General features: G+C 58.8%; 1 protein-coding gene. It reads left to right on the top strand.

Going from position 1 to position 381, the window contains the following annotated elements:
* Positions 1–381: hypothetical protein (locus AC1RPG_RS08380; protein ID WP_481762531.1), on the top strand; the 381-nt coding region annotated here is incomplete at both ends.

Here is a 381-nt window from a genome sequence, read left to right as displayed (position 1 = left end):
CCCGGCACCAGCTCAACCTTCTGCAACTAGTAGCTCGACGGTCGGTACTCTGCCTGCTGGTACTTATCAGTATCAAGTGTCGGCAGTCGGCTTCAACGGTGAATCGTTGGCGTCGAGCGCGGAAGTTGTGGTGATTGCGACGGGCGGCACAACCACCAACTCTATTACGCTGTCGTGGCCGCGTATGCCTCTGGCTACTGGCTACCGAGTGTATGGACGCACACAGGGCTCGACGTACGGGCTGATGGTGACGGTGGGGCAACAATCCACGGACAACATCACGTTTACTGACGACGGCACTATTCCGAATAGCGCTATCGACACAACGAAACAGCCGATCACGGACCCGACGAAGGCCGCACCGCCGTCCCCGACGTTTGG

Source organism: Dellaglioa sp. CoH-57-MRSF-18, assembly GCF_056781995.1.
The sequence above is the reverse complement of the archived record's forward strand: the minus strand, read 5'-3'. Positions and strand labels throughout refer to the sequence as shown.